This is a genomic window from Stutzerimonas sp., from assembly GCF_982611455.1.
The window spans coordinates 23,017-48,389 of record NZ_CEXBBO010000018.1; the positions used below are offsets into that span (position 1 = coordinate 23,017).

The window sequence follows — 25,373 nt, forward strand, 5'->3', positions numbered from 1 at the left end:
GGCTGCGCCCTCACAGGTGGTACACGTCGATCATCTGGCGGATGTAGTCGTTCTTCAGCACGACCTTCTTGGCCTTGATCAGCGGGTTTTCGCCACGCACGTCGAGGGTGTAGAAGTTGGTGCCGTAGAAGTGGTCGACGGTCTTGTAGCGAAAGCTCATCGTGTGCCAGTTGTAACGCAGCTTGCAGACGCCATCGGCCTGCTCGAGCAGCTCCAGGTTGCTGATGTTGTGGCTCGTGCGGGTATCTGGAATGGTCGCGCTGGAGCGCTCGGTCTTGATGCGGAACACGCGGTCTTCCAGGCCACCGCGGTTGCCGTACCAGATCAGCGAGATTTCGCTTTGCGGATCTTCGGTCAGTTGATCGCGGTCATCCCAGGCCGGCATCCAGAAGGTGGCGTCGGGCGCATACAGCTCCAGCCAACTGTCCCACTGTTTGTCGTCGAGGTAGCGTGCTTCGCGATAAAGGAAGTCACGCGCGGCATCGTAGGAAAGGGTCATTTATGCGCCCTCCACATGAATCAACCGATCCTGTTCCGCCTTGACGGCCTTGATCATCTGCTGCTGCCAGTACTGGTGCTGCATGACGAACAGGCCTTCGTCTTCCGAGCGAACGCCGCTCAGCTTGGGATGCAGATCGATTTCTCTCGCGCCCTCGTCCGGCCCTTCGATCCAGTGCTTGGCACCGCGGGACATGTCGTTCCACTCCATGGCGCGCCCCTGGAAGCCGGCCTGGCAGGCGCGGAATTCTTCCAGGTCATCCGGCGTGGCCATGCCGCTGACGTTGAAGAAATCTTCGTACTGACGGATGCGGGTGGCGCGGGCTTCTGGGCTCTCGCCCTTGGGCGCGATGCAGTAGATGGTGACTTCGGTCTCATCGACCGAGATCGGACGGGCGATGCGCAGCTGCGAGCCGAACTGGTCCATGAGGTACAGATTCGGATACAGGCAGAGGTTGCGTGAATTGCCGATCATCCAGTCGGTACGCGCCTGGCCGAACTCGGCGATCATCTCGTCGCGGCGGGCATGCAGCGGACGATCTTCCGGATTGTCCCAGCGGGTCCAGAGCAGCAGATGGCCGTTCTCGAAGGAATAAAAACCGCCGCCCTTCTTGCCCCAGCCACCGGCGCTCATGGTGCGGATCTCACCTTCCGCATCGCGGAGCTTGCGTTGCTGTTGGGTGGCGGCGTAGTTCCAATGCACGGCGGTGACGTGATAACCGTCGGCGCCGTTTTCGGCAGTCAGCTTCCAGTTGCCACCGAAGACGTAGCTGGACGAGCCGCGCAACACTTCGATGCCTTCCGGCGATTGATCGACGACCATGTCGATGATTTTCCTCGACTCGCCGAGAAATTCCTCCAGCGGCGCCACGTCATCACGCAAGCTGCCGAACAGGAAGCCGCGATAGGACTCGAAGCGGGCAATCTTCTTCAGGTCATGGGAGCCGTCGCAGTTGAAGCTGTCCGGGTAGCCGGCTTCCTTCGGGTCCTTGACCTTCAGCAACTTGCCGGAGTTGTTGAACGTCCAGCCGTGAAACGGGCAGGTATAGGTGGCCTTGTTGCCACTCTTGAAGCGGCAAAGCATGGCGCCACGATGGCTGCAGGCATTGATGAAAGCGTTGAGTTCGCCTTCCTTGTTGCGTGCGATGAAGATCGGCTGGCGACCCATATAGGTCGTGTAATAGTCGTTCTTCTCGGGAATCTGACTCTCATGAGCGAGATACAGCCAGTTGCCCTCGAAGATGTGCTTCATCTCCAGATCGAACAACCGAGGGTCGGTGAACATCTCACGCCTGCAGCGGAAGATGCCCTTCTCTTTGTCGTCTTCTACAAGCGAATCAAGGTAGTCGAATCCCAGGGACATGGCCGGGGCCTCCGTTGTTATTGTTTCTACGTGATGAAGGCTACGGCGCGAGAAGCGGCATCAATATCCGTTTCCTGCAGGACCTTTATCCGTTTTCTGCAAAAACAACAGGTGGGGCGATCCAGCTATGGAAAGCGGACATGGAGAGAATTTTGGAGGTATGAACGTGGAGACAAGCGGGGTGTTGGGCCAATCCCGTCAAGACTGACCCGAGGGCTGACCGTCAGCGCTGGCTCATCACCGCAGCGATGCTCTGCGTCAGCTCGTCCTGACTGAAGGGCTTGCCGAGCCTGGGAAGCTCGCCTGTCAGCCCGTTCGGCTGGTCAGCATAGCCGGTGACGAGTATCACTGGCAGGTCCGGGTACCGCTGCCGGACGACTTCGGCCAGTTGTGTTCCGGTCATTTGAGGCATGGCCTGATCGGTCAGCACCAGGTGAACCGTATTCTGCGCCAGGATATCCAGCGCCTGCTTGGCGGACTCTGCCTCAAATACCCGACAACCGAGCTCCTCGAGCATCGCGCCGGTCGTCATCAACACCAGGGGATCGTCATCCACCGCCAGTACGCTGAGCGCCGCCGGGCATTGCGACTCGGGCACCTGCAGCAGTTCAGCGTCCGCCGGCATACCGGCACTTGCGGCAGTCGGCAGCCACAACTCAGCGGTGGTGCCACGCCCCTTCTCGCTTTTGAGCACCAAACCGCCACCAGACTGCGCGGCCAGACCATGGACCATCGAGAGCCCCAAGCCCGTACCTTTGCCGACACCCTTGGTGGTGAAGAATGGCTCCGTCGCACGTTCCAGCGTGGCCTCGTCCATGCCTTCGCCCTCATCCGCCAAGGCCAGGCAAAGATAGTCTCCAGGCTCCAGCGCGCCATCCCTCGAATCGAGCCGGTGCTCACGAGCCGAAATGGTGACGGTGCCACCCTCGGGCATCGCGTCCCGCGCATTCACTGCCAGGTTGAGAAGCGCGAGCTCGACCTGGTTGACATCGGCCAGAACGGGTTTGAGCGAGAGGGGGAAACGGGTTTCGATCTGCACCCGGGGACCAAGCGACTGCTGAAGCAGGTCGGCCATATCACGCACCAGAGCGGGTACATCGATCAGCTCGAGATTGAGATCCTGGCGTCGCGCAAAGGCCAGCATGCGCTGGGACAGCGAGATTCCACGCTGGGCACCGCGAATGGCGTTGTCCAGCAACGGGACGATTCTCGGATCCTCCGGCATCCGCCGGCGCACGATTTCCAACCCGCCCAGCACGGCCATTAGAAGATTGTTGAAGTCGTGAGCGATACCACCGGTCAATCGCCCCAGGGACTCCATTTTCTGTGACTGGAACAACGCCTCCCGCGCCGTTTCCAGCTCGCGCTGGGCCTCTACGGTTTCGGTGATATCGCGAGTGATCTTGGCGAAACCTATAAGGGCGCCCGTCTCACTGCGGATCGGGTCGACCACCACGCTGGCCCAGAAGTGCGAGCCGTCCTTGCGCACACGCAAGCCCTGACTTTCGAACCGCCCTTCACGCAATGCGGTATCGAGACCGCGCTGCGGGGCGCCATTTTCTCGATCTTCGGCGGTAAAAAGGTCGAATAGTGCTGCCCGATAATCTCGTCAGGCAGATAGCCTTTGATGCGTTGGGCGCCCATGTTCCAGTTGGTCACCCGCCCTGTCGGGTCAAGCATGTAGATGGCGTAATCGGTGACACCCTGCACCAGCAAGCGAAACTGCTGTTCGCTCTGTTTCAGCGATTCCTCAACCAGCTTGCGCTCGGTCAGGTCGCGAGTGACCTTGGCAAAGCCGAGCAAACTGCCCGTGGGTGACCAGATTGGGTCGATCACCACGTGGCACCAGAAGCGCGTGCCATCCTTGCGCACACGCCAGCCCTCGCCTTCGAAGCGACCCTCGGTTGCTGCAATAGTGAGTGCGCGCTGAGGCAATCCTGCGGCACGGTCGTCGTCGGTATAAAAGCGGGAGAAGTGATGGCCAATGATTTCGGCCTCTTCGTATCCCTTGAAACGCCTCGCGCCCGTATTCCAGCTTGCAACCTTGCCATCGACATCGAGCATGTAGATGGCGTAATCGGTCACTGCATCGATAAGTAGGCGATAACGCTCTTGCGCCGTAATCGACACATCCGAAGATGCCGTGTTCTGCATTGAAAATTACCTACATCCGAGCGATTTGGTCGGAATTATGGACGACGCGCTAAAGAAATGAAAAGCGCCGGCAACCGCTACGCGACAAACAGCGCGACGATGGCGGAACGGATCGATCTGCGGATTTCATTCGACAGCCGCTGGACAACCGGTAATAGCGCAGGCGCTTAATGACTGAGCTAGTGATGTTTGCGCAGGGTATCGGACGGCAGTTCGCCAAAAGCGCTCTTGTAGGTTTCCGAGAAGCGCCCCAGGTGCAGGAAGCCATAGTCCATGGCGATCTCGGTGATGTTGCGGACGTTGCCGGAAGGATCGCTCAGACGGCCGTGGATCTGCTCCAGCTTGCGCTGGCGAATGTAGGATTTCGGCGTGGTGCCGACCTTGCGTTCGAACAGCATGTACAGCGAACGCGGGCTCATGTTCGCCAGCTGCGCCAGTTGTTCGACCGAGATGTCCTTCTTCAAATGCTCGTCGATATAGTCGGTGATGCGCCCAAAAGACAGGCAGTTTTCGCTCAACGGGTCCCGATGAATGTTGTTGGCCAGGGTGCATAACAGCTTGGACGCGATGATGCGGCTGTACTGTTCCTGCAACTGCGGCACGCAATGCTCGGCTTCGGCTTCCTGGCAGATCAGCCCGAGCAGGCTTTCGATCCCTTCCAGCTTCTTAAGGTCGTAGCGGCTGGCTGTGAAACGAATGCCCTCACCCGGCGCGCGCCACTGATTTTCGGTGCAGGCTCTTTCCAGAAATGAGGCCGGCAGCTTGACGATGAATTTCTCGCAGTCGTCGGAATAGGTCAGGTCGACCGGATCGTCCGGGTTGATCAGCAGGAGCTCACCCGGCGTGAAGTAATGCTCCTGGCCGCGGCCGCGCCAGAGGCAATGACCGCGCTGCAGCAATTGCAGGTGATAGATGGTTTCGAGCGCCGGTGAGGTGACATGAACGCTGCCGCCATAACTCAGCCGGCACAGATCGAGCTTGCCGAACTTGCAGTGGCTCAGGCTGGCTTGCGGGCTGCCGGTACGCGGCAGTTGGATGCAGTGGGCGCCGACATGCTGATTGACGTATTCCGACACCGCGTGGGGATCGGCACGTTCGAAGATCCTGCTTCTTGCATTCAGCAGACTATCCATCACAAGGCACTCTTATCTTTTTTATAGTGAGGTCGACGTCATTACGAAGCGACGGCAACCTGTCGTCACGCGCGATCGCAGCAGCGTCCGTTCCGTAGGCGTGAGCAGCATATAGCTGAGCTGGAGCTTAAGAGATTCGACCAAGGGCCAACATCCAGCCCGTCCGGTAACCGCACGCTTTTGTCGCCAACCGATCAGCGGACCACGCTGTGCGTCGCGGCGTTCGGCGAATCAGTTCCGCGTGCCGGGATAACCCGTCGATGCGCGCAGCGTATCGGCAATGGCCTGAGCCGCGACCGAGAGTTCATGACCGGGCTTGGTCAGAATGCCCACCGGCTTTTCGATCACCGGATCACCGAGGGCAACGCAGCGAGCACCGAGTTCGAGCATCTGCTCGCGGCACAACGCTGGCACCGCACTGACGCCCAACCCGCTGGCGACCATCCGGCCGACGGTCGCCAACTGATGGCTTTCGAACTGCACCGGCAGGCTGCGTCCGCGTTGACGCAAATGATCTTCGAGCATGAAACGCACAGTCGAGGGTCGCTGCAGGCTGATGAAAGGTTGTTTGAGCAGCGCTTCCCAGCTCACCTCGGCCTGGCTCGCCAGCACCGAGTCGGCGGGCACCACCGCCACGAAGCGATCCGTGTATAGCGGCGTGAAACTCAGCGGGGTGGTCGGTTCGGGCTCGAAGGCGATGCCCAGCTCCACCTGCCGGTCGCGGACCATTTCCATCACCTGTTCGTTGATCACGTCGTGCACCGTGACGCTGATCGAGGGGTATTGCTGGCGAAACGTTCGCAGCACCGCTGGCAACAGGTTGCCGGCAAACGATGGCATGGAGGCCAACGCCACCCGCCCCTGCTTCAACGTGAAGCGCTGGCGTAGCTCGTCCTCGGCGTTTTCCCAATCGGCGAGCAGGCGTCGCGCCAGCGGCAGCAACGCCTCCCCTTCGGGCGTCAGGCTCACAGCACGGGTGGTGCGGCTGAACAGGCGACCGCCCAGCCCGTCTTCCAGTGCCTTGATGGTCAGGCTGAGCGCCGACTGCGAAAGATGCAGGCGTTCGCACGCTTGGGCGAAACTCAGGGTATGCGCCACCGCGAGAAAGGCACGGAGTTGTTTGACGGTCATAAGGTCAACTGGATTGAAGCGCGACAAGCACTTTTTGGTGATTGGTTTAATTTATCAATTAATAGCGCTTAAAAATCAACTTAACAAATTACTTTTAGACAGGAACACTCGACCGCAACGGCCCCCGGGCCTCCAACAACAAGAAGGAATGGTTTATGGCTGGTTTCGACAAGCGCGTCAGCACCTATGCCGAGGCCCTCGAGGGTCTCCAGGACGGCATGACCGTGCTGGCCGGCGGCTTCGGTCTGTGCGGCATCCCGGAAAACCTGATCGCCGAGATCAAGCGCAAAGGCACCCGCGACCTGACGGTGGTTTCCAACAACTGCGGCGTCGACGGTTTCGGCCTTGGTGTGCTGCTGGAAGACCGGCAGATCCGCAAGATGATCGCGTCCTATGTGGGCGAGAACGCCTTGTTCGAAAAGCAGTTGCTCAATGGCGAGCTGGAAGTCGAGCTGACGCCCCAGGGCACGCTGGCCGAAAAAATGCGCGCGGGCGGCGCCGGCATTCCGGCCTTCTACACCGCGACCGGCTACGGCACACCCATCGCCGAAGGCAAGGACGTGCGCGAATTCAACGGCCGCCCGCATATTCTCGAACACGCCATCATCGGGGACTTCGCCATCGTCAAGGGCTGGAAGGCCGACCGCTACGGCAACGTGATCTACCGCCACACTGCGCAGAACTTCAATCCGCTAGCCGCCGCTGCCGGGAAGATCACCGTGGTCGAAGTCGAGGAAATCGTCGAGCCCGGCGAAATCGATCCCACCCAGATCCACACACCCGGCATCTACGTCGACCGCATCATTTGCGGCACCTTCGAGAAGCGCATCGAAAAGCGCACCGTCCGCAGCTAATTAAAAGAACAAGAGGAATAGACGATGGCACTTTCTCGTGAACAAATGGCCCAGCGCGTCGCCCGTGAACTGCAGGACGGCTACTACGTGAACCTCGGCATCGGTATCCCGACGCTGGTCGCCAACTACGTGCCCGAAGGCATGGAAGTCATGCTGCAATCGGAGAACGGCCTGCTTGGCATGGGCACCTTTCCCACTGAGGAAGAGCTCGACGCCGACATGATCAACGCCGGCAAGCAGACCGTCACCGCACGCGTCGGCGCTTCCATTTTCAACTCTGCCGAATCCTTCGCGATGATCCGCGGCGGGCATATCGACCTCACCGTGCTCGGTGCCTTCGAGGTCGACGTGCAGGGCAATATCGCGTCCTGGATGATCCCCGGCAAGCTGGTCAAAGGCATGGGCGGCGCGATGGATCTGGTCGCCGGCGCTGAGAACATCATCGTGCTGATGACCCACGCCTCGAAGGATGGCGAATCCAAGTTGCTGTCCAAATGCACGCTGCCGCTCACCGGAGCTGGCTGCATCAAGCGCGTACTGACCGACCTGGCTTATCTGGAAATCGAGAACGGCGCCTTTGTGCTCAAGGAACGTGCGCCGGGCGTCAGCGTCGAGGAAATCGTCGCCAAGACCGCTGGTGAACTGGTGGTTCCAGATCACGTACCGGAAATGCAATTCGGTTGATCCCGCATCGTTTCGAAGCCTCGTGATGCGCTTGTCGCACGCGGGGCTTTTCCCGTTTTGAATCCAGGAGATTCGCCATGCAAGACGTCGTAATCGTTGCCGCTACCCGTACCGCCATCGGCTCCTTCCAGGGCGCGCTGGCCAATATCGCCGCCCCGGACCTGGGCGCCGCCGTGATCAAGCGTCTGCTCGACCAGACCGGGCTGAATCCTGCTGAGGTCGATGAAGTGATTCTCGGCCAAGTGCTGACGGCTGGCGCCGGCCAGAACCCCGCACGTCAGGCCTCGGTCAAGGCCGGTCTGCCGCATGAAGTGCCTTCCTTCACGCTGAACAAGGTTTGCGGTTCCGGCCTCAAGGCGCTGCACCTGGCCACCCAGGCGATCCGCTGCGGCGACGCCGAGGTAATCATCGCCGGGGGTCAGGAAAACATGAGCCTGGCGCCCTATGTCCTGCCCAAGGCCCGTACCGGCCTGCGCATGGGCCATGCCGAACTGGTCGACAGCATGATCAGCGACGGCTTGTGGGACGCCTTCAACGATTTCCACATGGGCATCACCGCGGAAAATCTGGTCGACAAGTTCGACATCAGCCGTGAAGCACAGGATGCCTTCGCCGCGTCATCGCAGCAGAAAGCCGTCGCTGCCATCGAGGGGGGCCGCTTCAAGGATGAGATCACGCCGATCGAGATTCCTCAACGCAAGGGCGAGCCGCTGCAGTTCGATACCGACGAACAACCGCGCGCCGGCACTACGGCCGAGGCGCTGGCCAAACTCAGACCGGCCTTCAAGAAAGACGGCTCGGTCACTGCCGGCAACGCTTCCAGCCTCAACGATGGAGCCGCGGCGGTGCTGCTGATGAGTGCGGACAAGGCGAACGCACTCGGTCTACCGGTGTTGGCGCGAATCAAGGCCTACGCCAATGCTGGCGTCGACCCCGCGATCATGGGGATTGCGCCGGTATCGGCGACTCGTCGCTGCCTGGACAAGGCCGGCTGGTCGCTGGACGAACTCGACCTGATCGAAGCCAACGAAGCGTTCGCCGCCCAGGCGCTGTCGGTCGGCCAGGAGTTGGGTTGGGATGCCAGCAAGGTCAACGTCAATGGTGGCGCCATCGCCCTGGGTCACCCCATCGGGGCATCGGGTTGCCGAATCCTGGTGACGCTGTTGCACGAGATGATCCGCCGCGATGCGAAGAAGGGGCTCGCCACGCTGTGTATCGGTGGAGGCCAGGGCGTGGCGTTGGCACTCGAACGAGGCTGATACGCGCTGTCGCCTCAATCAAACCAACGCAAAACAACCACCCGACAACGAATCTGAATCTATCGCTGCCCAGCCGTGCAAACGTCCTGGGCAGCCGTGGTACTGCCATTAGGGGTCGCCACGCTGCGCCGGTTTGCGTGCAGCGGGCGAAAGAAAAACAACACAGGACTCAACAATGCTCAACAACATCACAGCCATGAGCGTGAAGCTGGTACAGCGCTACCTTCCCTCGCCTTTCGTATTCGCCATTCTCCTCAGCCTTATCGTGCTGGTCGCCAGCATGGCCGTCACGGGCCAAGGTATACCTGCCATGGCGAAGCACTGGGGCAGCGGCTTTTGGACGCTGCTGACCTTCGCCATGCAAATGGCCCTGATTCTGGTCACTGGCCATGCACTGGCCAGCGCACCGCTGATCCACCGCCTGCTCGCAGGCCTCGCACGCACCGCCAGAACGCCCGGCCGCGCGGTGGTATTGGTCACCCTGGTGGCACTGGCCGGCTCGTGGATCAACTGGGGTTTCGGCCTGGTCATCGGCGCGGTATTCGCCCGCGCCCTGGCCCGTGAGGTCAAGGGCGTGGATTATCCGCTGCTGGTGGCAGCGGCCTATTCGGGCTTTCTCATCTGGCACGGCGGTTTGTCCGGCTCGATCCCGTTGTCGCTGGCCACCGGCGGTGCGGATGTCGAACGCATGACCGGCGGCGTGGTGACGGCGGCCATTGGCGTCGGCGATACGCTTTTCACCACCATGAACCTGACCATCATCGCCCTGCTGGTGATCGGTCTGCCCATCCTCAACTGGGCAATGCATCCGAAACAGCCGAAAGTCGCCGACCCGGCCCTGCTGCACGACCCAGAGCACGAGCCGCTGCCGCGCAACACGCTGGCGCAGCGCCTGGACGACAGTCGCATTCTCAACCTGATCATCGTCGCCCTGGGTGTCGTCTACTTCGGTTACTACTTTGCCGAGAACGGCTTCGCACTGACCCTGAACATTGTCATCGGACTGTTCCTGTTCATCGGCCTGGCGCTTCACGGCTCGCCAGAGCGCTACATGCGCGCAGTGCAGGATGGCATCGGCGGCATCAGCGGCATCGTTATCCAGTTCCCGTTCTATGCCGGCATCATGGGGATGATGGTCGGTGCCAACGCTGACGGCCTGTCGCTGGGCAAGCAGATCACCGACACCTTCATCGCCTGGTCGTCGGCCGACACCTTCCCGGTGCTGGCTTTCCTCAGCGCCGGGCTGGTCAACGTATTCGTCCCGTCGGGCGGCGGCCAGTGGGCGGTACAGGGGCCGATCATGCTGCCAGCCGGTCAGGCGCTCGGCGTGAGCCCGGCAGTCACCGCCATGGCCATCGCCTGGGGTGATGCCTGGACCAATATGATCCAACCGTTCTGGGCGCTGCCGATCCTCGGCATTGTCGGCCTCGGCGCGCGCGACATCATGGGCTACTGCCTGCTGATGCTAGTGTATTCGGGCATCGTGATCAGCGGATGCCTTTATCTGTTCGGCTGAACCGTCACTGATCGGCGCGGGCGCCAATTGGCGCAGGTTGAGATGGTGAAAGCCGCGTTCGGCGAACAACCGCTCGGCCGCCTGCTTGAGCGGGTCGCGCCGCTCAGCCGAAGTCGAGTTGCCGATCGGCAAAAGCGTACCGAACCATCGGAGCTCAGGCCGCTTCGGCGCTGTCGAGAATGCGCCGGGCGCGGAGGATCACGGGGAGGTCAATGAGCTTGCCGTTCAGGCTGATGGCGCCGACGCCCTCGTGCGCCTCGACAATCGCCATGACCTCGCGCGCCCAGTTCACCTCTTCCGCCGCCGGCAAGAAGCCCTGATTGATCGGCTGGACCTGACGCGGGTGTACGCAGAGCTTGCCGCCAAACCCCATGCGCCGCGCATCGAGTACATCGGCCTCGAGCCGCTGGAGATCATCGAGCTGCACGGTCACGCCATCGACCGGCGCGGCGATACGCGCCATCGCCGAGGCGAGGACCAGCCGCGAACGGGCGTACAGCAGCTCATGCCCGTCGCCGACGATCCCGGTATCTACCTGGAAATCCACCGAGCCGAACGCCAATCGCTCGACCTTCGGCGCTGCCGCCAGCTCGCCCGCATTCCAGATGCCACGTGCCGTCTCGACGATTGGCAGCATGCGCAGTGGATCGGGCAGACGCTCGGCGAGCCGGTGCAGCTGTTCGGCGGTTTCCGCCTTGGGCAGCGACACACCGAGCAAACCCGGCGCGTCGAGCAGACTGCAATCGTCTTCGAACCAGGCCGTGTCACTGCCGTTCAGGCGCACCCAGGCACGACCACCCTTAGTCAGCCAGTCGCGAATGGCCTCACGTGCATCGCCCTTGCGCTCGGGCGTGACGGCATCCTCAAGATCGAGGATCACCACGTCGGCGCCACTGGCGCAGGCTTTGTCGAAGCGCTCGGGGCGATCGCCGGGAACGAACAGATAGGACCGTGCGGACATGTTTCCTCCGTGGGATGAGTGTGGTTCAGACCGAGCCGGTAGCAGGTACCGGACGCCGGGCGAAGTGCCCGAGCAGCAGGCCGGTGGCCAGCAGCAGCACGCCAAACGTGGCATAGCCGCTGGCCAGCGAACCGCTCGCCTCGGCGATCAAGGCAAACAGTGGCGGGCCGGCGACCACGCCGAAATAGGTGAAAAACAGCGTGCCGCCGGTGTACAGGCCTGCCGTGCCCGGCGGCGCCAGACGGGCGACTTCGGAGAGATAGACGCCGTTCCAGCCGATCGCCGTAGCGCCGAACAATGCGCTGACCAGCATCACCGCAAGCAACGGCCAATCCGGGTCGAAGGCAGCGGTTAGGCCGGCCGCCAGGGCCATGGCCAACGCGAGCAGGGGCAACAGTCGACGAGGCGACAGCCAGCGATCGGCGATCCAGCCCCAGAACAATCGGCCAACCATCCCGGCACCCTGGGTAACGGCCAGCACCAGCCCGGCGGTGGTCAGCGGTAAGCCGTATTCGTGGGTCAGATAGGTGACCAGATAAGTGGTCAGGCACAGCTGCATGGCGCCGAAGCAGAACGAGCACAAGGCCAAGTCACGGATCGGCCGGTGCTGAAATACCCGTACCAACGGACGAAACGGATCGCGCGGGCCGGCGTGGCCCGGTTGGCGGTCGTCGTCCAGCGCGGCGCGGAACGGTTGCGCGACCAGCACCATCGTGGCGCAGGCCAGCGCCACCGCGATTGCGGCGCCCTGCCAGCTCACAGCGGTGACCAGACTCGGCACCAGGACGCCGGCAAGCACGCCGCCCAGTGGGACACCGGTCTGCTTCAGCGAAAACATGAAGCCCATCAGATGCGGCGGCGTGGTACGCGCCAGGATATGCGAGCTGGCCGGTGTCACCGGCCCGTAGCCGGCGCCAATCAGCAACGCACTCAAGGCCATCCCTGTCAGCGTACCGCTGGCTGCGCAAAGCAGGCCGGCCGTGCACAACAGCAGGCAGACCTGGCTGATGCGGATGGCGCCGTAACGGACCACCCAGCCTCCACTGAGGAGACTGGTCACCATCGCACTGAGATAGATCAGCGCGACATAGACGCCAACCAGCGCCACCGGCCCGGCCAGCTCGCGGGCAGCGGCCGGTGCCAGAACCGGCACGGTGAACGAGGCCATCGAGGCAAGCGCCTGGATCGCCAGCGTCACCACCAGAGGGAGAAAGCCTCCGCCCATCAGGCCTCTCCCTGAAAGCGCAGATGTTGAGTGATCGAATAGCTGAAACGTGAACCCGGATGCAGGCTGATCGCGACTTCGAGCAGCTCCTGATTAGCGCCAAAATACTTACGAATCACCAGCAACCCGGCTGCGCCCGGCTCGACCTGCAGCAATCGGGCGTCGGCTTCGCCGATATTGACCGCACTGAGATGCTGGCTAACCTCGACCACGTGCACGCCGTAACGCCGCTCAATCAGCGCATAGATGGGCTGCGTACCATCACCCAGATCTTCGGCGATGCCGCGGTAGGCGCGGTTGATATACACGTCCGAGCGGGCCAGTGGCTCGGTGTCACCCTCACGGTGACGCAGGCCGCTGACATGTAGCCAGCTCTGCCCGGATCTGGTTTCTTCCAGCAGCTCGGCGAGCGCGTCGTCGGGCGTCACGTCCTCGATCGACTCGATTTCCAGACGCACATCCCGGACATACTGATGCAGATCGGCGATGCCTTCGCTGGCCTGCACGTAACGGGAGGCCACCTGAGTGGCCTTGACCCGCGTGCCCACACCCTGCTGGCGGCTGATCAGGCCCAACTCACTCAAGCGACGGATCGCCTCCCGCACCGTATGCCGGCTGACGCTGAACTGCTGACACAGCTCATGCTCGGTCGGCAACAGACTGTCCAGCGGATAGCGCCCCGTCTTGATGCCATCGATCAACGCCTGGGCGAGAACGAGGTAGCGGGGTTGTCCACCGGACAGCAGCGAAGGCAGACCCTGGCTCATATCATTTAACTCCTAAAAGAGGTTCGAAGCGCCCCTTCGCATGGCCCAACTCCGCAAGCAGCGCTTCGGTGTCGGCGCCAAGCCGGGGCGCGGGTTTTACAGGCAGCGTCTCGCCGGGACAGCGAATCGGACAAGCCACGGTCTTGACCGGTCCGCGCACCGGATGTTGCATCTCGACGATCAGCCCCTGTTCCTTGGCAAAGGAACTATCCAGCGCCTGTGCAACATCATTGACGGGCGCCGCCGGCACCTGGCCACCGAAGCGTTCCAGCCACTGCTCGGTGCTGGCTGTCATCAGTACGGCATCGAGCTCCTCGGTCAGCTGTTCGCGATTTGCCAGGCGCGCCTTGAAGTCGCAATAGCGTGGATCGGTCGCCCATTCCGGCTTGCCGATCAGGTTCGCCAGTACGGCCCAGAACTTTTCCTTGTTGCACATCAGGAATATCCAGCCATCGGCGGTACGGTACAGCTGACTTGGCGTCAGTGAGGGGTGTGCCGAGCGAGGCGCCCGCTCGGTCATCACGCCCTCGTTGAGGTACCAGGTCGCCAGGTAGCTGAGGTTGTGCATCGCGACATCATAAAGGCTTACGTCGACATCCCGCCCTACTCCGGTGGCACGTGCGCCGACCAGCGCCGAAACCAGCGCCAGCGCCGCCGTGGTGCCGGTCATCATGTCGATGATCGAAATCCCGAAGCGCGCCGGCGGGCCGTCGGGTTCACCCGTGAGCGACAGGTAGCCGGCCTCGGCCTGCATCAAGTAATCGTAGCCCGGCCACGCCTTGCGCGAACCCTCACGACCATAGGCCGACAGGTGCGCGCAGACGAGCTTGGGATTGTGCTCTTTCAACTGCTCGTAAGTCAGGCCCAGCTTGACCGGGAGATCGCCGCGCAGGTTGTCGAACAGCGCGTCGGCATCCTTGATCAGGTCGACCAGCACGCCTTTGTCGTGCGGATTTTTCAGGTCCAGCGTGATGCTTTTCTTGTTGCGGTTGAACGACTGGTAGAAGTGGCTATCGCCCTTCTCGAAGAAATAAGGACCGACACTGCGACCAACCTCCCCGCCCTCCGCCGGGTTTTCCACCTTGATCACTTCGGCACCGAGGTCGGCCAGATGTTGGGTGCCGAAAGGCCCGGCCCCGTACTGTTCGACGGCGACGATGCGCACACCTTCGAGGGGTAATGTCATACCGGATTCCTCTGGATCAGCTGCTTGGCGATGATGATGCGCTGCATTTCGTTGGTGCCTTCACCGATGGTCAGCAGCGGCGCGTCGCGGTAGAGGCGCTCGACGTTGTATTCCTTCGAATAGCCGTAGCCGCCATGAATACGCAGGGCGTCGGTGGCGTTGCGCAACGCCGCCTCGGTGGCGAAATACTTGGCCATGCCGGCCTCCATGTCGCAACGCTCGCCCTTGTCGAACGCCTGCGCGGCAGACTCGACCAACAGACGCGAGGCCTCCACCCGAGTGGCCATTTCGCCCAGCATCAGCTGGATCGCCTGGTGTTCGCAGATCGGTTTACCGAAGGTCTTGCGGATCTGTGCGTAGTTGGAAGACTCGTCCAGGGCGGCGCGCGCCACGCCGACGCCACGAGCGGCGACGTTGATGCGCCCGAGTTCCAGGCCCGACAGCACCTGCTTGAGCCCGACGCCCTCGACGCCACCGATCAGGCAGTCGACCGGCACGCGGTAATCCTGGAATACCAGCTCGCAGGTATCGATGCCGCGATAGCCGAGCTTCTCCAGCTTGCGTGCGACGGTGAAGCCTGGCCCCTTCTCAGCGATCAGCAGGCTCATGCCCTTGTGCCGCGGCTCGGCGGTTGGATCGGTTTTGACCAGCAGCGCCAGGCAATTGCCGTGCAGGCTGTTGGTGATCCAGGTCTTGGCGCCGTTGACCACATAGTGATCGCCGTCGCGACGGGCAACGGTGCGGATGGCTTGCAGATCGGTGCCGGCATCCGGCTCGGTCAGCCCGACGCCGCCGCGCAGCTCGCCGGCTGCCATGCGCGGCAGGAAACGATCCTTTTGCGCATCGGTGCCGTGGCGCTGGATGGCCGAGGCCATGATCAGATGGGAATTGATGATGCCGGACAGCGACATCCAGGTACGCGAAATGCGCTCGACAATCTTGGCATAGGTGGAAGTACTCAGTCCCAGGCCGCCGTATTCGGGCACGATGATGCAGCCGAACAGGCCCAGTTCCTTCATCTTCTCGACGATCTCTTCAGGGTAGATATCGTCGTGCTCGAGCCGATGCACGTGTGGTTGGACGTCGGTTTCCAGAAACCGATCCAGAGCAGCCAGAATCATGCCTTCTTGTTCGTTGTAGTCGCTCATCTGTTCGCTCTCCTTCAAGTCAGGCACGGGCCGCCAGGGCGTGGGAAACGTCCCTGGCCGAAGCGTTGTCGAGCTGCAGGACGGCCTGCAGGATGGTGTTGGCGCGCTGATCGGAAGCGACCAGCGCGAGGTTTTCGCGGAACTTGGCGACGATGTCTTCGTTGCTCAGCGGACGGTCGCAGCCGCCGCGGTTGAATGCTTCGCGATGGCGCAGCACGGTGCCGTCGCGCATCGTGACGATCACTTCGCCGGTGTAATGGCGCGGGAAGGTCGAATCCGGGTCGGCGGCGTATTCCACCAGCTCGGCGACGCGCAGCACTTCCTTGTCGCCGATGGCGGTCGGATTGATTTCGGCCAGCCCGAAGCGGCCGCGTACCAAGCCACTGGCCACCGCATAAGGGATGCTGAACTGCGCGTCGTAGGTGTTCTGCGGCTGACGCTTGAATTGCTCCGGCTCGCACACCGTCTTGATCACCTCGGCCGGCACCAGCGCCTTGATGTGGGCGACTTGCTGCAGATCGAAGCCGGGCTGCTGGCGGATCAGCATGGCGGCGTCGGCACAGGCATGAGTGAAGTGGCAGGCCGGCAGCGGCTTGACCGAAACGTTCTCGATCTCCCAACTTTGGCCCAGTCCCTCGGTGGCAAGGCTGTAATCGCAAAGTTCTTCGAGCGGCCCGAGGTGGCTCTTGAACAGACCGAAACGTCCCTCGTAGACCGCCTTCGGGCCAACGAAGCCATGCCGCGCCAGGGTCGCCGAGGTGATCCCGGCAACGCCGGCCCAGCCCGGGTGCATGCGCTTGGTCCAGGCGCCGTCCTGGAGAAATTCCATGCTGCCGCTGGCGGTACTCAGGGCGATGCCCTGGGCCATCGCCAACTGTGCGGCGTTCTGGCCCTGCAAACGACCGGCGATCAGCGCGCAGGCGAAGGCGCCGACGAGCCCGGTCGGGTGGAAGCCGATCTGATGAAACCCACCTTTGGCTACCGAGCCCAGCCGAGTGCCGATCTCCATGCCCAGCACATAAGCGGTCAGCAACTCACGACCGCTCAGGCCGAGGTGCCCGGCGACGCCCAGGGCGGTCGGCAGGCAGCTGGCGGTGGCGTGAATGATGCCCGGGCCGTGGGTGTCGTCGAAATCCAGACCGTGGACCAGGATGCCGTTCATCAGCACGGCGTCGCGCAGGCTCAGCTTGGCGGACAGACCGATGACGTGGCTATCGCCCTGCCCCAACTCGGTGACGGCGGCGAGCGAGCGGTGAGCAAAATCGTAATGGGTCGAGGCATGGGCGATGCCGACGCCGTCGAGCATCAGGTGCTTGGCGCGTTCGCGGATGTCGGCGGGAATGTCCTCGTAGCGCAGGTTGACGGCGAATTCGGCCAGCGCTCCGGCGATGAGTTGCGTTGCATTGGACGTATCGAGTGCAGTGTTCATCAATTACCTCAGCTAATCAGGGCGAGTGAGATGGCGGGAACGAAGGTGATCAGCGTCAGGCCGACCAACCGGACCAGGTAGAAAGGCAACACACCGCGCGCGACTTCGTGCACCGGCTGCTTGGTGATGCCGCTCATGACGAACAGGTTGAGGCCGATGGGTGGAGTCAGCGTGGCGATCTCCACGTTGGCGACCATGATCACCGCGAAGTGCATGGGGTTGATGCCCAGGTGGGTGGCCACCGGAAACAACAGCGGCGCGGTGAGCACGATCATCGCCACGCCGTCGAGGAACATCCCCAGCACCAGCAGCAACAGGTTGGCCAGCAACAGGAATTGCCAAGGCTGGATGTCCATTTCGGTGATGAAGGACACCAGGCTGGCCGATACCCCCATGCGTGCCAGAGCGAAGCCGACCAGGCTGCCGCCCATCACCACCGCGAAGATCATGGTGGTTTGCAGCAGTGAGTCTTTAGCCACATCCCAGACGCCGCCGATAGTGACGCTGCGATACACCAGCAGGCAGAGGACCACCGCATAGGCAGCGGCAAAAGCGGACACTTCAGTGGGGGTCAGGTAGCCGGTATAGATGCTGCCCAGGATCAGCACTGGCATCAGCAGTGCCGCCCCGGCACCCGGCAACTTGCGCGAAAAGGCGCCCCAGTCGGCCTTCTGCACCACGCCGCCGTAACCGCCACGACGGGAAAAAACCATCACGGCGATCATCAGCAACGCCGCTTCCATCAACCCTGGCAGCACGCCGGCAATGAACAGCTGATCGACCGGGAGGCCGACAATCGAGCCGATGAGAATGAAGCCAAGCGACGGCGGGATCATCAATCCGAGCGTGCCGCCGACCGCGACGATGGCGGCGGAAAACCGCGGTGGGTAGTTTTCCCGATCCAGCCCGGCGACGGTCGAGGCGCCAATGGCAGCCGCCGAACCGACGCTGGAGCCGGACACTGCGGCGAAGAACACGCTGGAAATCATCGCCGTCAGCGCCAGGCCGCCGCGGATCGCACGCACCACGCTGCCGATCAACTGAATCAGCAATTCGGCGATGTTGCCTTTCATCATCAGGTTGCCGGCGAGCACGAACATCGGAATCGCCATCAGCGGGTAGCTGTTGATCGACTTGAACGCGGTTTGCGCGATGACGGTGGTGGGCACGCCGGCGGCGACGAGAATCAGCCCCGTGGTCACCAGCCCGAGCGCCACCGCGACATGGGTGCCGATGGCCAGGAACAGCAGCATCGTCACCAGAGCAATCACTATCAGCATGACACTCTCCTAGAGAAGCGAGCCCTCGGGCTTGTCGGGATTGGTGAAGGGGTCCTCGCCGCGCCAGGCACGCATCACGCAGCGCAGGTAGTAGGCCAGGTACAGCAGCGCTCCCAGCGGCATGATCAGAAACAGCAGCCACACCGGCAGATCGAGGTTCGACTCGGTCATCATCCCCATCGTGTAATAGCGATGAACCTGCGGCAGCGAGGCGTAGAACAGCAGGCCGCAAAACAGAACCCCAACCAGGCTGGCCAGCACATGGCAGGTCTTGCGCAAGCGCGGGCCGAGGTGATCGACCAGCAGCTCGGTACGGATGTGGTGGCCCGCACTGCCGGCGACTCCCAAGGTCAGAAAGAAGGCCCAGACCATCAGGTAGCGCACGCTTTCCTCGGCCCAGAACCAACTGCGATCGAAGATCGCCCGCGACAGTCCCTCGAACAGCATCACCACGATCGAAACGATGAACAGGCAGGTGGCGACGTTGTGCAACAGCCTGCCCCCCAGCCGCCGCCAGTTGCGGCGTGGGCGCGCCAGCGCGTGCTGGTGCAGGGACGCAGGAGCCTTTTTCATCGGCGCGTACTCAATTCCCATTGCCGCACCTCTGCGCAAGCGCGTCGATCTTAGGCTGGACCTGGGGGTATTCTTCGACGAACCGCTGATTGCTACTGGTCGAAAGCTCCTGCCAGTGCGCGATATCGTCCGCTGAGGCGGTATTGAACTGGGCGCCCTTCTCGACCATCTCGTCGATCAGCTTCTGATCCTCAACCGCGACTTCCTTCCATTGTTTGGCGATGATTTGGTCGAGCGACTCGTTGATTGATTTCTGCTGGGCCTCGGGCAACCCCTCGAACCAACCGCGGTCGACCACCACGGCATAAGTGCTCAGCGACAGGTTGGGCACGTAATAGGCGTACTTGCCGGTGGAGCCGATCATCTCGGCCCAGCCGGCCGCCGAAGTGAACACGCCGTCGATTGCGCCCTGGGCAAGCGCCGTGCTCATCTCCGACGCGGCCATCGACACCGGACTGGCGTCGACACTGCGAATGGTGTCGAGGAACACCTTGCCACCGGTGACGCGGATCTTCGTGCCCGCGAGGTCCTCGAGCTTCTGCACGTTGCGGTCGTTGAAAATGAAGAACAGGTCGGCGGTACGCAGCAAGCCGAGGATTTTCAGCTGCCGCGGCTCCACATAGGACGACAGCAACTCGGTCAGCCCGTCGGCATAGCACCGGTTGGCCATCGATTCGGCTTCCAGGGCGAACGGCAGATTGATGACACCGACGCGTGGATCGATCGATTCCACTCGCACCGAAACCGGCCAGACCATATGCACCGCTCCGGTACCCAGGGCGGCGAGCGCGTCCTGATCGTTGTAGAGCTGTGCGGCGGGAAAGAGCTTGACCTCGAGTTCGCCGTCGGTGCGTTTGTCCACCGCCTCGGCAAAGTCTTTCATGTAGCGGGTCTTCCAGTGGCTGGCCGCCACTTCGCTGGGCAGCACCAGTTCATCGGCGAACAGGTACGGAGGTAACAGTGACAGGGAGGAACATGCGACCGCAGCCGCGATAAGGCGCTTGAGCTTCATCAGAGGTGTCTCCTCGAAATTGTTTTTGTTGAGGATGGTTCTTATAGCTACAGCGTTGCTTGCGTGGCGGCGGACAGCTGCCGGCCGATTGCGGAGGGTCAGTAGTTGGCCGCTTCGTCGAGCGTGTTGCCCTCGCGTTTCTGGATGAGTGCCGTGCGGTCGAAGATCATGAACACGGTGCCGTCGGCCTTCTTGCCCACCGTGCGCACCTTGACGATGCCCTGGTTGGGGCGCGACTTGGACTCACGCTTATCGAGCACTTCGGACTCGGCGTAGATGGTGTCCCCGGCGAAGACTGGCGCGGTGAGCTTGATGTCGGTCCAGCCGAGGTTGGCGATGGCCTTACCGCTGACATCCGACACCGTCATGCCCAGCACGATGGCCACCGTAAGCCCGCTGTTGATCAATAACTTCCCGAACTCGCTCTTCTCGGCATACGCCGCGTCGCAGTGCATCGGGTGGTAGTTCATGGTCAGCAGCGAGAAATGGATGTTGTCGGCATCGGTAAGCGTCCGGCCGGGCCGATGCTCGTAGATGTCACCCACCTGGAAATCCTCGAAATACCGGCCTATTTCGCCGCGATAACGGTTCTCGCCCACTCGTTTGACGCCCATGCCGCTCTCCTTCTTGTTATGTCTTTTGTACGGTTGTCATGTTGTCCGGACAAACTATGGTAGCGATGTTCCAAGACGTCAAGTGCATAAATTCAAACGGTGGTTTGGAGTCAACACGTACTCTGGGCATCCCACCCAGTCCGGTCACGGCGGTTCAGCGGATCGTCACCGGCAAGCCCGCCCGATGGATGTCGGCGTGGTCAACGAGAAATCAGGCACTGGTGGCAGTTGGCGCCGCTGTTTCCACGATTGCACTACGGCACCCACGGCGCAGTCGTGACGTGTGCCCTTCCGCAACCACAGCGATTACGCTGACCACCCGCAAGCCGCTGCCGATCAACACAGACGGTGAGCTGACGACGTACACGCCAGCCGAGTTCAGCATCAGGCCCAAGGCGTTGCAGGTCTATTCACCCCAGCGTTAATCCGCCCTTGATTAACCCGATTGTCGACTGGCAGCGGGTGGCGCAACGCACTCCGTCCTGGCAGCAGCACGCCCTTCGGCGTATGTGCAGCATGCCGCTCCCGCCGTTATAGCCGAAACCGCTCTGGAACCACCGTTTCGCTTCATTTAGCGGATATATCCGCTCGTCTGCCTGAAGATCGGGACAGACGAACGGTGCAACTTTTTCTTACAAACTCGAGTCGCAGTTAACAGACTGAGTCCAGCCACCGTGGTAGCGACACAAACTGGGCTTAGCTGAGCCGCTTCTGAGCGGCCGCATTGGGAATAGTGAGCATCAACGAACGCGCCGATGGCAATCATAGGTGCGTGATGGCTCACCGTGCAGTCGCCGTCCCGATCTGAAAGGGCGGCGTTGGAGACTCAGGGATAGGGAAAAGGACGATGCTCTTCAACTCCATGGTATTCATCGCCGGGTTCCTTCCGGTGGTTCTTCTGGGATTCATCGTTCTTGCAGGTACCGGCAGACAGCGTTATGCAGCCATCTGGCTAACGTTGGCGTCGCTGGTGTTTTATGGATGGTGGAACCCGAGCTACGTGCCGCTGCTGGTCGGTAGCATGGTCGCCAACTACCTGATTGGCGGCTACCTGTTGCGGCGGCCGTCGAGAATGGTGCTGGTGCTTGGGGTCGCCGCCAACGTGGCGCTGCTCGGTTATTACAAGTACACAGGCTTTTTATTCAGCACACTCGACGGTGCCTTTGGCCTCGGCTGGTCGGTAGGCGACATCATTCTGCCGCTGGCCATTTCCTTCTTCACTTTCCAGCAGATCGCCTATCTGGTGGATGCCCATGACGGCGAAGTCCAGGAACACGATTTCGTCAATTACTGCCTCTTCATCAGCTTCTTTCCGCAGCTGATCGCCGGCCCCATTACCCATCACGGCGAAATGCTCAAGCAGTTCAATGACGCCACTACCTTCCGTCCACGGATCGACAATATTTCGCTGGGGCTGACGGTATTCGTGCTCGGCCTGTTCAAGAAGGTGATCCTTGCCGACCCGCTGGGGGAAAACGCCTCGCCGATTTTCGCAATCGCCGCAGATGGCACGGTGCCTTCGTTCTACGACGCCTGGTACGGTGCGCTCAGCTATACGCTGCAGATCTACTTCGACTTCTCCGGCTACAGCGACATGGCCATCGGCCTGGGTTTGCTGTTCGGCCTGCGCTTGCCGATGAACTTCAACAGCCCGTTCAAGGCGCGCAATGTCATCGATTACTGGTCGCGCTGGCATATGACGCTGACGCGCTTTCTCACAGCGTATGTCTACAATCCCATTGTCATGCGCATCACCCGGTCGCGCATGGCAGCGGGCAAGCCGTTGCCGCGCCGCGGCAAGATGAGCCTGGGCACCTTTGTCATACTGGTCGCCTATCCCACCGTGATCACTATGTTCATCTCCGGCGTCTGGCACGGCGCCGGCTGGCAATTCGTGGTATTCGGGTTGCTGCATGGGTTCTATCTCGTAGTTGCCCACGGTTTCCGCGCGATCAAGGCTCGCCACAGCCTGCCGATGGACAGTGACAATCGCGCGCAGCATGGCGCAGCCGTGCTGTTGACCTTCGTCTGCGTAGTCGTGGCAATGGTGTTCTTCCGCGCCAATAGCGTGACGGCGGCCATGGCGATGCTCTCCGGCATGACCGGCCTGAGCGAGCAGAGCACGCATTTCGACAAGTCCGACTACCTCACCGTCGCCGTGCTGCTCGCCTTTGTATGGATCATGCCGAACGTGCAGCAGTGGATGGCGGGCTTTCGCACCGCCCTGGATTCGCCACCACGGGAAAATTGGCTGCTGCGCTGGTTTCCCATCGCCCTGTGGAGTCCGTCGCCAGTGATTGGCCTGGCCATTGGCGTTCTGGGTTTCTTCGCGCTGGCGGTGGCGTTCTCCGTCGCCCCTACCGAGTTCCTGTACTTCCAGTTCTGAACACCAGTTAAGACTCTTGAAGGAGTTAACGGCTAATGGATCAGCTTCTCTGGCTTGCTCAACACCCCGATCTCGGTGCCGCCATTGGCGCGGCCAAACGTGAGACCGAGCCGCTCGCACGGCTTGCGGCGGCTGCGCGACTCGCAGGTTATCGGCGGGACTTCACGCTAACGATCCGCCTGGACAGGCTGGCAACCGAAGGCTTGCAGGCCGTTGCCGCTGGCGAGGCGTCCGTGCCGGGCCTGCGTCCTTTGCGCATCGCCCTGCTCTCCTCGCATACGGTGGATCATCTGGTTCCGGCAATCCGCGTGGCCGGGTTGCAGCGGCGGTTGGCACTCTCGGTTCACGTCGCGCCTTATGGCATGTATCGCCAGGCGCTGCTGATGGACGATGCACATCTGGCCGCTTTCGCTCCGCAGGTGGTGGTGCTGGCATTGGACGTTCGCGATGCACCACTGCAGTTGGCGCTCGAGGCCTCGCAGGAAGAAGTCGATGCGGCCGTCAGCGAGCGCATCGAAGAGCTACGCCTGCTGTGGCGACGCGCCCGTGAACGCTTCGCCGCACAAGTGATACAGCAAACGCTGGTGCCCGCCGATCCAGCCATCTTCGGCTCATTCGAAGCACTGGTGCCTGCCGCGCCTTATGCAGTGATCGATCGGTTGAATGCAGCCATCCGCACCGCCGCACGTGAAGACGGCGTGTTGCTGATGGATCTGGCCTGGGAGGCGGCACGCGGCAGTTATGGCGATGGCCTCTGCGAGCCGGTGCGCTGGCATCAGGCCAAGCAACTGGTTAGCCCGAACCTGGCGCCGCTATATGGCGACCAGTTGGCACGCATCGCCGCGGCGAGCATCGGGCTGTCGCGCAAGTGCTTGGTATTGGATCTGGACAACACGCTGTGGGGCGGCGTGGTCGGTGACGATGGAGTCGACGGCATTCATCTCGGCCAGGGCTCACCCAGCGGGGAAGCCTTTCTCGCGTTCCAACGCTACGCCGCCCTACTTGCACGTCGCGGCGTCATCCTTGCGGTCTGCAGCAAAAACGACCTGAGCGTTGCTGAAGCTGCATTCGATCATTCCGAAATGGCGATCAAACGCAGCGATATCGCGGCCTTCGTGGCGAACTGGGAAGACAAGGCCGGCAACTTGCGCCGTATCGCCTCAATGCTGGATATCGGGTTGGACAGCCTGGTTTTCGTCGACGACAACCCGGCCGAGCGCGACATCGTGCGGCGCGAACTTCCTGAAGTCGCCGTCCCGGAATTACCCGACGATGTGGCCGATTATCCAGCGCGTGTCGCGGCGGCCGGTTACTTCGAGGCGGTTTCTTTCACGTCCGACGACGCCACGCGCGGTCGGAATTACGCGCTCAATGCCGAGCGCAAGGCGGCCATGAGCCAGTCCACCGACATGGAAGGCTACCTGCGCAGCCTGGAAATGGTGCTGACTGCAACGCCTATCGGCGCCTCCGAACTCGCCCGCAGCACTCAGCTGATCAACAAGACCAACCAGTTCAACCTCACCACCCGCCGCTATAGCGAGGCGGAAGTCGAGCGGATCGCCAGCAACCCGGCTGCTGTAGCACTGGCAATCCGCCTTACCGACAAGTTCGGCGACAACGGCCTGATCAGCGTTGTGCTGGCACGCCCGGATGCGGCCGTCGCCAGCGATGAACTGCTGATCGACAGCTGGCTGATGAGCTGCCGAGTGCTGGGTCGCCAGGTCGAAGACGCCGTGCTGGAAGTGCTGGCCAAGGCCGCCACGGCCGCCGGCTACCGCACGCTGATCGGCGAATACCACCCTACCGAACGCAACGGCATGGTCGCCGAGCATTTCCCCCGGCTGGGCTTCGTCCAGCATCCCGCCCCCGCCGATGCCGCCAGCGACGCCACCTTCTGGCATTACGAACTCTCCCCCACCCGCACGTTCCGCCATTTCATCGAGGTAAAGACATGACCGAAGCAGAAGTGCTCAAACAACTCACCCCGGTTTTCCATGACGTGTTCGATGACGACGGCATCGTGCTCTCGCCCGAAATGACCGCCAATGACATCGACGGCTGGGACAGCCAGGCCCACGTGATGCTCACCGTAGCGGCGGAGCAACGATTCGGTATCAAGTTCCGGACGGCGGAGCTGGAATCGCTGCGCAACGTTGGTCACTTCGCCCAGGTCATCAGCGCCAAACTCGAGGGCCAATAG

23 protein-coding genes are annotated in these 25,373 nt (G+C 61.9%); 7 read left to right on the top strand and 16 right to left on the bottom strand.

Going from position 1 to position 25,373, the window contains the following annotated elements; translation table 11 throughout:
• Positions 1-10 precede the first annotated feature (10 nt).
• From benB to AC2LD7_RS12475, 6 genes are all read right to left on the bottom strand, one after another.
• Positions 11-499, bottom strand: coding sequence for a benzoate 1,2-dioxygenase small subunit (gene benB / locus AC2LD7_RS12450; protein ID WP_484598050.1), 489 nt, complete (start codon positions 497-499; stop codon positions 11-13).
• Positions 500-1,861 (bottom strand): benzoate 1,2-dioxygenase large subunit, encoded by a 1,362-nt coding sequence (gene benA / locus AC2LD7_RS12455; RefSeq protein WP_484598051.1) that lies wholly within the window; start codon positions 1,859-1,861, stop codon positions 500-502.
• Between the two features lie 223 nt (positions 1,862-2,084).
• On the bottom strand, positions 2,085-3,386 hold the full coding sequence (locus tag AC2LD7_RS12460) for a response regulator (RefSeq protein WP_484598052.1): 1,302 nt from the start codon (positions 3,384-3,386) through the stop codon (positions 2,085-2,087).
• On the bottom strand, positions 3,275-4,015 hold the full coding sequence (locus tag AC2LD7_RS12465) for a PAS domain-containing protein (RefSeq protein ID WP_484598053.1): 741 nt from the start codon (positions 4,013-4,015) through the stop codon (positions 3,275-3,277). Before AC2LD7_RS12465 ends, AC2LD7_RS12460 begins: the two co-directional genes overlap by 112 nt.
• A gap of 179 nt (positions 4,016-4,194) precedes the next feature.
• Entirely contained in the window at positions 4,195-5,148 is a 954-nt protein-coding gene (locus AC2LD7_RS12470) for an AraC family transcriptional regulator (protein WP_484598054.1), read from the bottom strand.
• Positions 5,149-5,379: 231 nt separating this feature from the next.
• Positions 5,380-6,279, bottom strand: coding sequence for a LysR family transcriptional regulator (locus AC2LD7_RS12475; RefSeq protein ID WP_484598055.1), 900 nt, complete (start codon positions 6,277-6,279; stop codon positions 5,380-5,382).
• Between the two features lie 155 nt (positions 6,280-6,434).
• Here AC2LD7_RS12475 and AC2LD7_RS12480 point away from each other — a divergent pair, with 155 nt between their 5' ends.
• The 4 genes from AC2LD7_RS12480 (at position 6,435) to AC2LD7_RS12495 (ending at position 10,592) form a co-directional block, all read left to right on the top strand.
• Positions 6,435-7,133, top strand: a complete 699-nt coding sequence (locus AC2LD7_RS12480; protein WP_484598056.1) for a CoA transferase subunit A — start codon at positions 6,435-6,437, stop codon at positions 7,131-7,133.
• 24 nt (positions 7,134-7,157) lie between these two features.
• Positions 7,158-7,817 carry a CoA transferase subunit B gene (locus tag AC2LD7_RS12485; protein WP_484598057.1) on the top strand — a complete coding sequence of 220 codons (660 nt, stop codon included), beginning with the start codon at positions 7,158-7,160 and terminating at the stop codon, positions 7,815-7,817.
• Positions 7,818-7,894: 77 nt separating this feature from the next.
• Positions 7,895-9,076 (top strand): acetyl-CoA C-acetyltransferase, encoded by a 1,182-nt coding sequence (locus AC2LD7_RS12490; protein ID WP_474190344.1) that lies wholly within the window; start codon positions 7,895-7,897, stop codon positions 9,074-9,076.
• Between the two features lie 175 nt (positions 9,077-9,251).
• Positions 9,252-10,592 (top strand): short-chain fatty acid transporter, encoded by a 1,341-nt coding sequence (locus AC2LD7_RS12495; RefSeq protein ID WP_484598058.1) that lies wholly within the window; start codon positions 9,252-9,254, stop codon positions 10,590-10,592.
• A gap of 154 nt (positions 10,593-10,746) precedes the next feature.
• On the opposite strand, the gene AC2LD7_RS12500 is transcribed toward AC2LD7_RS12495, so the two are convergent.
• The 10 genes from AC2LD7_RS12500 to AC2LD7_RS12545 form a co-directional block, all read right to left on the bottom strand.
• Positions 10,747-11,553: an HpcH/HpaI aldolase/citrate lyase family protein gene (locus AC2LD7_RS12500; RefSeq protein ID WP_484598059.1), complete on the bottom strand. Its 807-nt coding sequence runs from the start codon at positions 11,551-11,553 to the stop codon at positions 10,747-10,749.
• A 25-nt stretch (positions 11,554-11,578) separates the two neighbouring features.
• Positions 11,579-12,778: an MFS transporter gene (locus tag AC2LD7_RS12505; protein ID WP_484598060.1), complete on the bottom strand. Its 1,200-nt coding sequence runs from the start codon at positions 12,776-12,778 to the stop codon at positions 11,579-11,581.
• Positions 12,778-13,545: a GntR family transcriptional regulator gene (locus tag AC2LD7_RS12510; protein WP_484598061.1), complete on the bottom strand. Its 768-nt coding sequence runs from the start codon at positions 13,543-13,545 to the stop codon at positions 12,778-12,780. Before AC2LD7_RS12510 ends, AC2LD7_RS12505 begins: the two co-directional genes overlap by 1 nt.
• A 1-nt stretch (position 13,546) precedes the next feature.
• Complete coding sequence (locus tag AC2LD7_RS12515; protein WP_484598062.1) at positions 13,547-14,731, bottom strand: CaiB/BaiF CoA transferase family protein; 1,185 nt, start codon at positions 14,729-14,731, stop codon at positions 13,547-13,549.
• Entirely contained in the window at positions 14,728-15,879 is a 1,152-nt protein-coding gene (locus AC2LD7_RS12520; protein ID WP_484598063.1) for an acyl-CoA dehydrogenase family protein, read from the bottom strand. Before AC2LD7_RS12520 ends, AC2LD7_RS12515 begins: the two co-directional genes overlap by 4 nt.
• Positions 15,880-15,898: 19 nt before the next feature.
• A complete protein-coding gene (locus AC2LD7_RS12525) occupies positions 15,899-17,308 on the bottom strand; it encodes an MmgE/PrpD family protein (RefSeq protein ID WP_484598064.1) in 1,410 nt (469 codons plus the stop codon).
• Between the two features lie 8 nt (positions 17,309-17,316).
• Positions 17,317-18,588 carry a TRAP transporter large permease gene (locus AC2LD7_RS12530; protein ID WP_484598065.1) on the bottom strand — a complete coding sequence of 424 codons (1,272 nt, stop codon included), beginning with the start codon at positions 18,586-18,588 and terminating at the stop codon, positions 17,317-17,319.
• A gap of 9 nt (positions 18,589-18,597) precedes the next feature.
• A complete protein-coding gene (locus AC2LD7_RS12535) occupies positions 18,598-19,161 on the bottom strand; it encodes a TRAP transporter small permease (protein WP_484598066.1) in 564 nt (187 codons plus the stop codon).
• A gap of 10 nt (positions 19,162-19,171) precedes the next feature.
• Positions 19,172-20,173, bottom strand: a complete 1,002-nt coding sequence (dctP, locus tag AC2LD7_RS12540; RefSeq protein ID WP_484598067.1) for a TRAP transporter substrate-binding protein DctP — start codon at positions 20,171-20,173, stop codon at positions 19,172-19,174.
• 98 nt (positions 20,174-20,271) lie between these two features.
• Positions 20,272-20,787: a MaoC family dehydratase gene (locus AC2LD7_RS12545; RefSeq protein ID WP_484598068.1), complete on the bottom strand. Its 516-nt coding sequence runs from the start codon at positions 20,785-20,787 to the stop codon at positions 20,272-20,274.
• 847 nt (positions 20,788-21,634) lie between these two features.
• Here AC2LD7_RS12545 and AC2LD7_RS12550 point away from each other — a divergent pair.
• The 3 genes from AC2LD7_RS12550 to AC2LD7_RS12560 are packed head-to-tail and all read left to right on the top strand — an operon-like array spanning position 21,635 to position 25,373.
• Positions 21,635-23,173: an MBOAT family O-acyltransferase gene (locus AC2LD7_RS12550; protein WP_484598069.1), complete on the top strand. Its 1,539-nt coding sequence runs from the start codon at positions 21,635-21,637 to the stop codon at positions 23,171-23,173.
• A 35-nt stretch (positions 23,174-23,208) separates the two neighbouring features.
• Positions 23,209-25,128 carry an HAD-IIIC family phosphatase gene (locus AC2LD7_RS12555; RefSeq protein ID WP_484598070.1) on the top strand — a complete coding sequence of 640 codons (1,920 nt, stop codon included), beginning with the start codon at positions 23,209-23,211 and terminating at the stop codon, positions 25,126-25,128.
• Positions 25,125-25,373, top strand: a complete 249-nt coding sequence (locus AC2LD7_RS12560) for an acyl carrier protein (protein WP_484598071.1) — start codon at positions 25,125-25,127, stop codon at positions 25,371-25,373. Before AC2LD7_RS12555 ends, AC2LD7_RS12560 begins: the two co-directional genes overlap by 4 nt.